The following is a 9403-nucleotide window of genomic DNA, read 5'->3' as shown; positions in this document are numbered from 1 at the left end:
GTACCAGGAGAATATTCGGCATAGGTGCTTGGGAATCTAGGTTGTGTTGGACCTTGCCGGCCTCTTCGCGGGCTTGCCCGCTCCCACAAGGACCGCACAGTATCTGAGATCTGTGCTTAACCTGTAGGAGCGGGCAAGCCCGCGAAGAGGCCGGCAAAGGCAATAGGAATTTCTAGCGCAAAGCCTTGCTCTGCAACACCTCAGACCGCCGCCCTAGCACATTCTCGCTGATCTGCACGAACTCTTCGGTACTCACGCTCGGCAAGCGCATCAGCCCGCGCACCACATCATCCAGCGAACGCTTGGCCTGGGTATGGATGCGGATTTCCTTGTCCAGCGCCTGCAGCAGCATCACACCACGGGCGACCTGCGCAGGGGTGGCCTGTTCGCCACGCAGCCGGGTCACCTTCGCGCCCTGCTTGCTCAGGCGCGCCTGCCAGGCCTGGTAGCGGTCGTCGCTCACCCCGCCAGAGCGGCGCAGCAACTCGCTGGCATAGTAATCGGTCAGGCTTTCCACCAACCAGTCATTGCCATCACGGGCGCGGATCTGGGCAAACAACTGCACAACCTCACGCAATAATGGGCTGCTGCCGTTCTCGCTGACCATCGGCCTGCCACTGTGCAGGTACACCGACCCCTGCGCCGCCATCGCCCCACGCCACATCCCGTCACGCGCGCCCACCAGCAACAGCTTCGGCGGGTTGCGCGGGAACACTGCCTGCAGTTGCGGCCAGACGAAGGTGAGCAAGGTCAGGCTGTCCATACGCCGCATGCCCTGCCCCACCGGCGCGGCCACGGTCACGTCGGTATCGCCCAGACGGGCGCGGCGGCTGCCCAGGTCACCGGCGAGCATCCAGCCAGTAGGGCGGTCGAACAGGCGCGATACATTGTCGATGCGGAACTTGTCCTGGCCGACGCGCGGCCAGGGCGTTTCGATGCTCTTCCAGCCCGCTGGCAGGTCGAAGGCCAGGCGCGCCACCAGCTCTGTTCCATCCTGCTGGTCGAGGCGCGCTGGCGGCACCAGCTGGTCGCCCAGGAACAACGCCCAGTGCGGGGTGATACGCGACGAAAACGCGCCACTGGCAAGCTTCTGGTCCAGCAGCACGCGGTAGCTGAGGCTAGTCTTGCCGGCCGCAGGCTGCCATACCCCCCGCTGCCCGTTCAGTTGCCATTGGCCATCGGCCTGGAAGCCGCTGTAGGCCCCGGCCTTGCCCAGGTCGAAGTCAAGGCTGCGCACCGCGCTGCCGTCCGCCAGGGTCAGGCGAACTTCTGCCTGGCCGCTGGCGGGCAACAGGCGCACTTCGTAATCGAGATTGACCTTTTTCGCCCAGGCGGGCGCACTGGCCATCAGGCCCAACAGCAACAACAGCTGGCAACGCATACAGAAACTCCTTGTTCCCCGTGGCAGCGGGCCGCGCTGCTCAGCTGGCGCGGAAAATCAGGTGGTCTTCCCAGTCGTCTTCGTGCACATCCTGCTCCCTGAGCATACGCCCCGCCTGGGAAATGCGCTGTTCATGGACCTGTTGGCGGTCGCCACAGACCAGGTGGTGCCAGGCGGGCAAGTCCTTGCCCTCGCTGACCAGGCGGTAACCACAGGTACTGGGCAGCCAGGTGAACTGGTCGGCCTTGCCCGGGGTGAGCTGGATGCAATCCGGCACCTGGGCGAAGCGGTTGGAGTAGTCGCTGCACTGGCAGGTTTGCAGGTCCAGCAGCTTGCACGCGATACGCGTGTAATAGACGCTGTTGTCGTCCTCGTCCTCGAGCTTCTGCAGGCAGCACAGGCCGCACCCGTCGCACAGCGACTCCCACTCCTGGGCATTGAGTTGTTCGAGGGTCTTGCGCCGCCAGAACGGCGCGTTGTCAGCGATCATTACACGGTTACCTGCATTCATCTTGTGGTCGCGGCGCGCAGCGGCGCCAGTCTAGAGCCTGGCCTTGAGCAAAGCCAGGCCGCTTGTCAGTCGCTACGCGAAGCAGTAGCGTGCGCGTTTTCCGTCCGTTTGCAGGAGCCGCCATGAGCGCCAACCCCCGCGTTGCCGATTACGCCATCAACGAGCAGTTCATCAACCGCTGGTCGCCCCGCGCCTTCACCGCCGAACCGATCAGCGAAGAGACCCTGCTGAGTTTCCTCGAAGCTGCCCGCTGGGCACCGTCGGCGTACAACTCGCAGCCTTGGCGCTTCCTGTATGCCCGCCGTGACACCCCGAACTGGGAGCGCTACCTGAGCCTGCTGGTACCGTTCAACCGTAGCTGGGCGCAACAGGCGTCGGCGCTGGTGCTGGTGATGTCCAAGACCACTTTCGCCGCCCCGGGTGCCACCGAAGAAAAACCGGCACTGTGGCACACCTTCGACACCGGCTCCGCCTGGGGCCACCTGGCCCTGCAGGCCAGCATCAGTGGTTGGCATACCCACGGCATGGCCGGTTTTGACCAGGCGCTGGCGCGTCAGGAGCTGAAGATCCCTGAAGGCTACGAGCTGCATGCCATGGTGGCGATCGGCAAGCTCGGCGACAAGGCCAGCCTGGACGAAGCGTTGCAGGCGCGTGAAGTGCCCAGCCCGCGCAAGCCGCTGAGCGAGCTGGCGGCTGAGGGGGATTTCAGCCTGTAAGTTTTGGGTTGGCAGTACTGGCCCATTCGCGGGTAAACCCGCTCCTACGCCACCCATTGTAGGAGCGGGTTCACCCGCGAACAGGCCGGCACAGGCCAAAGCAGTCAATAGCCCCTGGCGAAGTCCACTTCACCGCGCAACCCCTGCCCGGCTTCATACGCCCGCATATTCTCGACAAACAACCGCACCATCGCCGCCGGCGAGGTGGGCGCCGAGCTGTGCCCGGTCAGCAGCAAGCCCCAGGCCGTCCAGAACGGGTGCTGCCTGGGCAACGGCTCCTGGCGGCACACATCGATCACCGCCCCGGCCAGATGCCCCTCCTTCAACGCCGCTACCAGGTCGGCATCGACCACCGCCGCACCCCGCCCGGCGTTGATGAACAGCGCCGTGGGCTGGAAGCACCTGAACAGTGCGGCGTTGTACAGGTCGTGGGTAGCCGGGGTATCCGGCAGCAGGTTGAGCACGTAGTCGACCTGGCCAACCATGCGCGGCAGGTCGGCCAGCGCCGCCACTTCAACGAACGGTGCCTGCTCGCGGGCGTTGCTGGCAACGCCGTACAGCACCACGCCAAACGGCTGCAGGAACTCGGCCACGCGCTGGCCGATGTCGCCGGTGCCCACGATCAGCACCCTGCGCCCTTCCAGCGTGCGCCCCGGGCGGTCGTCCCAGCGCCGCTCGACCTGGCTGACCAGGCGCGACAGCACCTCGCGCTCATGGCCAAGCATGTAGGTGAGCATGTACTCGGCCATTACCTGGCCGAAAATGCCCACCGCTCGGGTCAGGCGATAGTCACGCGGCAAGCCGTCGGCCAGCAACGGCGTGATGCCGGCCCAGGTCGACTGCAGCCAGCGCGGTTGGTGGCCCTGGCGCAGCAAGCTCGCCAGCAGGTCGGGCTGGCCCAGCCACACCGGGCAACGCGGCGCCTGGCGGGCCAGTTCGGCCGAGTCGCCACTGGTCAGGATTTCCAATTCAGGCGCGGCTGCGCGCAAAAGCTCGGCGTAGCGGGCATGGTCATGCTCGGCAATCAGTACGCGCATGTTCAGGCCGGGTCGTTGCGGCGCAGCAGCTCTTCGGGCAGGTGCTCGATGTACTCGTCATCCGGCGGTGGCATCTGCAGGTGGTAGCCCTGGTTGTCGAGGTTCTCCAACACCTTGGTGATGTCTTCGCGGGCCAGCTTGCGTTCCGGGCTGAGCACCAGGTCGAAGGCATGCACGGGGGTGCCGAAGAACGGCAGCAGGCCTTCTGGCACGCGCTCAAGGCCGTCAGCCTTGAGCACGTACAGGTACATTTCGTTCTTGCGGGGGCTCTTGTAGATGGAGCAAATGCGTTTCATCGGGTCTCTCCGGCGCCTGCAAGGCTGTCCAGCAGGGCCTGGCCCATGCGCTCACGGCGCCAGCCGCGCAGCGAATCGGGCAATTGATAAGGGCCATTGGGGTAACCGCTCTTGAGCAGTGCCTCCAGGGCTTTTTTACGCAGCATCAGCTCAGGGGCAATGCCCAGGCGCTCGCCTTCGGCCTGGCCGATGGCGCGCAGCTGTTTGAGGATGCCGCTGGCTTCGATCGGCAGCGGCTCGGGCAAGGGCGCTGGCCACTGCTCGGCAGGCAGGCTGGCGGCGCGCTTGATCAGCTGGATGAGAAACTCACCGTCCTGACGAATGGTGCGCGGGTGCATCTCTTCAACCTTGGCCAGTGCCGACAGGTTGCTCGGCTGGTTCTTGGCAATGGGCCACAGCGAGTGTTCCTTGAGCACGCGGTTGCGGGGTACATCGCGGCTGCGGGCAGTTCGCTCGCGCCAGGCGCACAGCTCACGCAGCACGGCCAACTGCTGGGGCGCCAGCTTCCAGGCCAGCTTGACGTCGCGGTACAAGGTGGCTGGCTCGACTTCGCGACGCAAGGCGGCGACCAGCTCGGCGCCATCCTCCAGCACCCAGGCGTATTTGTCGTCGCTCAGGCGCGGGCGCAGCACATTGAACAGCTCGGCCAGGTGCACGGCATCTTCGGCCGCGTAGCTGACCTGGGTGTCCGACAATGGGCGCTGCAGCCAGTCGGAGCGGGTTTCGCCCTTGGGCAGGTCGATGCCCAGCACCTCCTGCACCAGGCGCGAGTAGCCCATGGAGAAGCCAAGGTTCAGGTAACCGGCGGCCAGCTGGGTGTCGAACAACGGTTGTGGCAACTTGCCGGTCAGGCGCAACAGCACTTCGAGGTCTTCGCTGCAGGCATGCAGCACCTTGACCACACCACTGTTTTCCAGCAGGTCGGCCAGGGGTTGCCAGCTGCCGATCAGCAGCGGGTCGATCAGGAAGGCCCGTTGGCCGTCGCCAATCTGGATCAGCCCGGCCTTCGGGTAAAAGGTGTCGACCCGCATGAACTCGGTATCGACGGCGACAAACGGCAGTTGCTGCCAGTCGCGGCAGTGTTCAGCCAGGCTCTGGTCGTCACATATCCAGTGAATTTCGATGGCCACAAGGCTCTCCCACTAACATTGGCGCGCAGTATATACGGCGCGGGCACTGCTGGTGAAACCCGGGCCATCCTTGATATCGATCAATGGTGCGTTTGCACGCAGGGTGTAGGCGTCAGCGCTTGGCCGTCAGCCACGGGCGGCAACTGGCGAACATGTCCAGCGACCGTTGGTAGACCTCGGTGTGTACCTGCAGCAGGCCAAGCATCGAGTGGAACAGGTTGTCTTGCGACAGCGGGGCGTCGCTGAGCTTGGCCAGGCAGTCGGTATCGAGGCCGAAGTCCTCCTTGTAGCTGTCGGAGAACCAGGTCAGCAGCGGAACGTGCTTCTGCTGCTCGGGGGCGATGGCGTACGGTGTGCCGTGCAGGAACAGGTTGTACTCACCCAGCGACTCGCCATGGTCGGACAGGTAGATCATCGCCGTGTCCACCTTGTCCTGCTTGCTGCGCAGGGTGTCGATCAACGAGGCCAGGACCTTGTCGGTGTAGGCCAGGGTGTTGTCGTAGCCGTTGATGATTTGCTGTTCGCTGCACTGGTTCAGAGCGTTGCTCTGGCACACCGGGCTGAAACGCTCGCCGCCTTCGGGGTAGCGCTTGAAGTACTCGGGGCCATGGCTGCCCATCTGGTGCAGCACCAGCACGGTGTCCTTGTCGAGGTTGTCGATCAGCGCATCCAGGCCTTGCAGCAGGATCTGATCATGGCATTCACCGCCGGCGCACAGTTGCGGGTCCTTGAGGTTGCTGACATCGATGAACTGCACGCGATCGCAAGTGCCCTTGCAACCCGACTGGTTGTCCCGCCACTGCACGGCAAGGCCGGCACGCTGGAGGATGTCCAGCAGCCCTTCGCGGTTCTTGGCGACACTGGCGTCGTAGTCCTTGCGCTGCATGCCAGAGAACATGCACGGTACCGAAACCGCCGTTTCCGTGCCGCACGAATGCACGTCGGAGAACGCCAGCAGGCCCTGTTCCTTGGCCAGGTTCGGCGTGGTATCGCGGCCATAGCCCAAGACACCGAAGTGGTCTGCCCGGGCACTTTCCCCGACCACCAGCACGGTCAGCGATTTGCGCTCATGTTTCTGCCAGGCCACATCACGCTTGGCATCTTCGCCGTAAGGCTGGAACGGCCGCGCTGCGGTACCAACCCGTTCGCCGACATAACCAATGGAGGCGCCCACGATATTGCTTGGGGTCAGCATCAGGCGCAGTTCGTGGTGGTTGCGAAACAGCGACGACAGCCCTTGGTAGTTGACCAGCGCCACCGAACCCAGCGCCACCACGCAGGCACCACTGACCAGCAGCTTGCCAAGCAGTTCGCGGTGCCAGCGGCGGTAGGCGATCTGCGCCTTGCACACCAGCACCGAAGGCAACACCCCCAGCAGCAGGATGTAAGCGGCAAACTTGAACGACATCAGGTCGCGCACTTCCGCCACATTGGTTTCGGCCATGTTGCGGAACATGCCCGCATCGATAAGTACGCCGTACTGGTTCATGAAGTAAGCCACGCCGGCGCCACTGATGAACAAGACCACAAGTAACGGCTTCAACACATAACGGAAGGCAAATAAAGTGAGTACCAGGTTGAACGCGAACAGCATCAGCACGGCGAACGCCAGAATCAGCCACAACCCCGACAGGCCGGGGGGCACGACCGCTTGCAGATGCTCCCAAAGGAACATGTTGAAGCCGATCAGCAGGTACAGGCTGGCCAGCAGCGTGACCCATTCAGTCCGCAGGGATTTGAAATTGAGCATCAGTGTTCGCAATCAAGAGTGGTTATCAACCCCACGGCCCGACGGCACCGTGGGAAAGTTGGGCGAACTCTAGAAAGCGCACCATCAATTTTTTGTGAAAAAGTCGGTAACAATTTAGTGATGGCGAGGCTTTTGCCCGTTAATGCCGTTTTCTTCAGCTGCCGTTCAGCCTGCAGCCCGTGAACGGCTTGCGCAAAGACGGCTATCCTCAGTGGTCAGGACCTAATCGACAAACCTGACAGAGGTGAAGAAATGCCAGTTCCGCATGATCTGCTCGCTGACCTGCACATTACCGCTGAGAAGTTCCAGGCACTGATGGACAACGACCAGGCGCTGCATGCACTGCACAAGGAATACAACGCCAAGGACAAGGAGGTGGTGGCCGCCGAAGGCAACGGCACCAACGACGACGCCGTCAACCGGCTGCGCAAGGAGCGGTTGTTGATCAAGGACAAGATCGAACGGATCATTCATCCGCCCAAATCCTGACCGAGCATTTTCTTTGAATTCACCGGCCCTATCGCCGGCAAGCCGGCTCCCACAGGGGTCCCACAGTACTGCGAACCTGTGATGCACCTGTGGGAGCCGGCTTGCCGGCGATAGGGCCGCAAGCCCTCACACAGCAACCAGCGCTTTCAACGCCCCATCCAGGTCCTCGATCAGGTCGCGGTAATCCTCGATCCCCACCGACAGCCGCAGCAGGTTCTCGCTGATGCCCATCACGCCCTTCTGCTCCGGGCTTAGCGAGCAGTGGGACATGCTCCACGAGTGGTTGATCATGCTCTCCACCCCGCCCAGCGAGTCGGCCAATACAAAGATCTGCAGCGCCTCGACCAGGCGGTTGAGCGCAGCGCGGTCGCCCTTGACCTTCATCGCCACCACCGCCCCGCCACTGCGCATCTGGCGCTTGCACAGTTCATGCTGCGGGTGGCTTTCCAGCCCGGGGTAATACACCTGCTCCACCTGCGCGTGGTTTTCCAGAAAACGCGCCACCTGCAGGGCATTGGCGCACTGGCGCTCCATGCGCACATCCAGGGTCTTCAGGCCACGCAGGGCCAGGTAGCAGTCGAACGGCCCCTGCACCGCGCCGATGGCCATGCTGATGCGGCGCAGGCGCGCCAGCAGCGCGTCATTGGCCGCGACCACCACCCCGCCAGTCAGGTCGGAGTGGCCGCCAATGTATTTGCTGGCCGAGTGCATCACCAGGTCCACCCCCAGGTTGATCGGGCGCTGGTTCCACGGCGAGCAGAAGGTGTTGTCGATGCAGGTGAGGATGCCCTTGGCCCGCGCCAGGTCGCACACCGCCTTGATGTCGACCAGGTGCAACAACGGGTTGGTCGGCGACTCGATCCAGATCAACTGGGTTTCGGGCTTGATCGCCGCGGCCACCGCGCCCAGGTCGTTGAGGTCGACATAGGTGGTGGTCAGGCCTGAAGTACGGCTGCGGTAGTCTTCCAGGATGCGGAAAGTGCCCCCGTACACGCCGTTCATCACGACCACGTGGGCATCCTTGGGCAGCAGCTCCAGGACCGTGGCGGTGGCATTCACCCCCGAGGCGCAGGCCACGGCACCCACGCCCTCTTCCAGCGCGGCTACGCAGGTTTCGTAGGCATGCCGGGTGGGGTTGCCCACGCGGCTGTAGGAGTACTCCGGCTTGTCGTCGAGGCTGCGTTTGGTGAACGAGCTGGCGGTGACGATGGCCGGGAAAATGGCATTGTCGGCAACACTGAACTGCTCGCCAGCGTGAATGGCACGGGTGGCGAAATTGCGCGGCTTGTCGGACATGGTCAGGCCCATTGGCAGAATGAAAGCTGCCACTATGGCACAAGCCAAATCGCCTGGCCTTGGGGTAACCTGTGAAATATTTTCCGGCACGGCCAGCGCGCGATATGGACAGCTTCGACCAGCACATTCTTACCCTGCTTCAGCGCGATGCCTCGATGTCGCTCAAGGACCTGGCCGAAGCCGTCAACCTGTCCACCACCCCGTGCTGGAAGCGGGTCAAGCGCCTGGAAGAAGAAGGCTACATACTCGGCCGTGTCGCCCTGCTGGCCCCTGAACGGCTAGGGCTGGGGCTGACGGTGTTCGTCCAGCTCAAGACCCAGCGCCACGACAGCGCCTGGCTGGCGCAGTTTGCCGCGACCGTTACCGGGTTCGAGGAGGTGATGGAGTGCTACCGCATGTCTGGCGACTGGGACTACATGTTGCGGGTGGTGGTGGGAGATATTGCGGCGTATGACCGGTTTTACAAAAAGCTGATTACCAGCACCGAGGGGTTGTCGAACATTACCTCCAGTTTTGCCATGGAGCAGATGAAGTACACCACGGCTTTCCCGGTGAACCGTGGCTGATGGCTGTGGGGCATATCGCCGGCAAGGCGCACAGGGATTGCATCAGGGCTGACAGGTGGTTGCCAGGCGATATGCAGCGCCTGGGAGATCGAGCGCCGCCCGCGCGGCGCATCGCGAGCTGCGCTCGCTCCTACGTTTGTTTCGGGCCAGTAATCCCTGTGCCAGTTGCGCGCGAACGCCTTGTTCGTATGCCGCGATATTGAGGCATGCGCCAAGGCGTTCGCGCGCAGA

Annotated in this window: 11 protein-coding genes; 3 read left to right on the top strand and 8 right to left on the bottom strand. The window is 63.4% G+C overall.

What is annotated here, in order from left to right; all coding sequences use genetic code 11:
- Positions 1-172 precede the first annotated feature (172 nt).
- Both GYA94_RS22805 and GYA94_RS22800 read right to left on the bottom strand, forming a co-directional pair.
- Complete coding sequence (locus tag GYA94_RS22805) at positions 173-1381, bottom strand: hypothetical protein (protein WP_161893148.1); 1209 nt, start codon at positions 1379-1381, stop codon at positions 173-175.
- A 40-nt stretch (positions 1382-1421) separates the two neighbouring features.
- The gene (locus GYA94_RS22800) at positions 1422-1871 is read right to left on the bottom strand and encodes a YcgN family cysteine cluster protein (RefSeq protein WP_161893147.1); all 450 of its coding nucleotides are present in this window, start codon (positions 1869-1871) and stop codon (positions 1422-1424) included.
- A 143-nt stretch (positions 1872-2014) separates the two neighbouring features.
- On the opposite strand from GYA94_RS22800, the gene GYA94_RS22795 reads away from it, so the two are divergent.
- Positions 2015-2608 carry a nitroreductase family protein gene (locus tag GYA94_RS22795; RefSeq protein ID WP_009686805.1) on the top strand — a complete coding sequence of 198 codons (594 nt, stop codon included), beginning with the start codon at positions 2015-2017 and terminating at the stop codon, positions 2606-2608.
- Positions 2609-2712: 104 nt separating this feature from the next.
- On the opposite strand, the gene GYA94_RS22790 is transcribed toward GYA94_RS22795, so the two are convergent.
- The 4 genes from GYA94_RS22790 to GYA94_RS22775 form a co-directional block, all read right to left on the bottom strand.
- Positions 2713-3645: a D-2-hydroxyacid dehydrogenase gene (locus GYA94_RS22790; protein WP_161893146.1), complete on the bottom strand. Its 933-nt coding sequence runs from the start codon at positions 3643-3645 to the stop codon at positions 2713-2715.
- A 2-nt stretch (positions 3646-3647) separates the two neighbouring features.
- A complete protein-coding gene (locus GYA94_RS22785; RefSeq protein ID WP_009686808.1) occupies positions 3648-3941 on the bottom strand; it encodes a YcgL domain-containing protein in 294 nt (97 codons plus the stop codon).
- Positions 3938-5071 (bottom strand): ribonuclease D, encoded by a 1134-nt coding sequence (rnd, locus tag GYA94_RS22780; protein ID WP_161893145.1) that lies wholly within the window; start codon positions 5069-5071, stop codon positions 3938-3940. The genes GYA94_RS22785 and rnd overlap by 4 nt, the downstream gene beginning before the upstream one ends.
- Before the next feature lie 112 nt (positions 5072-5183).
- Positions 5184-6821, bottom strand: coding sequence for a phosphoethanolamine transferase (locus GYA94_RS22775; RefSeq protein WP_029886177.1), 1638 nt, complete (start codon positions 6819-6821; stop codon positions 5184-5186).
- A gap of 252 nt (positions 6822-7073) precedes the next feature.
- Here GYA94_RS22775 and GYA94_RS22770 point away from each other — a divergent pair, with 252 nt between their 5' ends.
- On the top strand, positions 7074-7310 hold the full coding sequence (locus GYA94_RS22770; protein ID WP_029886178.1) for an HP1242/YdcH family protein: 237 nt from the start codon (positions 7074-7076) through the stop codon (positions 7308-7310).
- Between the two features lie 126 nt (positions 7311-7436).
- On the opposite strand, the gene GYA94_RS22765 is transcribed toward GYA94_RS22770, so the two are convergent.
- A complete protein-coding gene (locus GYA94_RS22765; RefSeq protein WP_029886179.1) occupies positions 7437-8618 on the bottom strand; it encodes a trans-sulfuration enzyme family protein in 1182 nt (393 codons plus the stop codon).
- A gap of 92 nt (positions 8619-8710) precedes the next feature.
- Between GYA94_RS22765 and GYA94_RS22760 the strand changes: the two genes are divergently transcribed.
- Complete coding sequence (locus GYA94_RS22760; protein WP_009686813.1) at positions 8711-9172, top strand: Lrp/AsnC family transcriptional regulator; 462 nt, start codon at positions 8711-8713, stop codon at positions 9170-9172.
- A gap of 42 nt (positions 9173-9214) precedes the next feature.
- Here the strand turns inward: GYA94_RS22760 and GYA94_RS27945 are convergent.
- A partial coding sequence (locus tag GYA94_RS27945; protein ID WP_218031609.1) for a hypothetical protein occupies positions 9215-9403 on the bottom strand: 189 nt, incomplete at its 5' end.

It is taken from the genome of Pseudomonas juntendi (genome assembly GCF_009932375.1).
GTDB classification, from domain to species: Bacteria; Pseudomonadota; Gammaproteobacteria; order Pseudomonadales; family Pseudomonadaceae; genus Aquipseudomonas; species Aquipseudomonas juntendi.
Note: the sequence above shows the minus strand (reverse complement) of the source record. Positions and strands in the feature narration are given on the sequence as shown.

Coding starts and splice junctions, on each gene's coding strand:
- GYA94_RS22805 (WP_161893148.1), bottom strand. CDS start 1,381: ATGCGTTGCCAGCTGTTGTTGCTGTTGGGCCTGATGGCCAGTGCGCCC.
- GYA94_RS22800 (WP_161893147.1), bottom strand. CDS start 1,871: ATGATCGCTGACAACGCGCCGTTCTGGCGGCGCAAGACCCTCGAACAA.
- GYA94_RS22795 (WP_009686805.1), top strand. CDS start 2,015: ATGAGCGCCAACCCCCGCGTTGCCGATTACGCCATCAACGAGCAGTTC.
- GYA94_RS22790 (WP_161893146.1), bottom strand. CDS start 3,645: ATGCGCGTACTGATTGCCGAGCATGACCATGCCCGCTACGCCGAGCTT.
- GYA94_RS22785 (WP_009686808.1), bottom strand. CDS start 3,941: ATGAAACGCATTTGCTCCATCTACAAGAGCCCCCGCAAGAACGAAATG.
- GYA94_RS22775 (WP_029886177.1), bottom strand. CDS start 6,821: ATGCTCAATTTCAAATCCCTGCGGACTGAATGGGTCACGCTGCTGGCC.
- GYA94_RS22770 (WP_029886178.1), top strand. CDS start 7,074: ATGCCAGTTCCGCATGATCTGCTCGCTGACCTGCACATTACCGCTGAG.
- GYA94_RS22765 (WP_029886179.1), bottom strand. CDS start 8,618: ATGGGCCTGACCATGTCCGACAAGCCGCGCAATTTCGCCACCCGTGCC.
- GYA94_RS22760 (WP_009686813.1), top strand. CDS start 8,711: ATGGACAGCTTCGACCAGCACATTCTTACCCTGCTTCAGCGCGATGCC.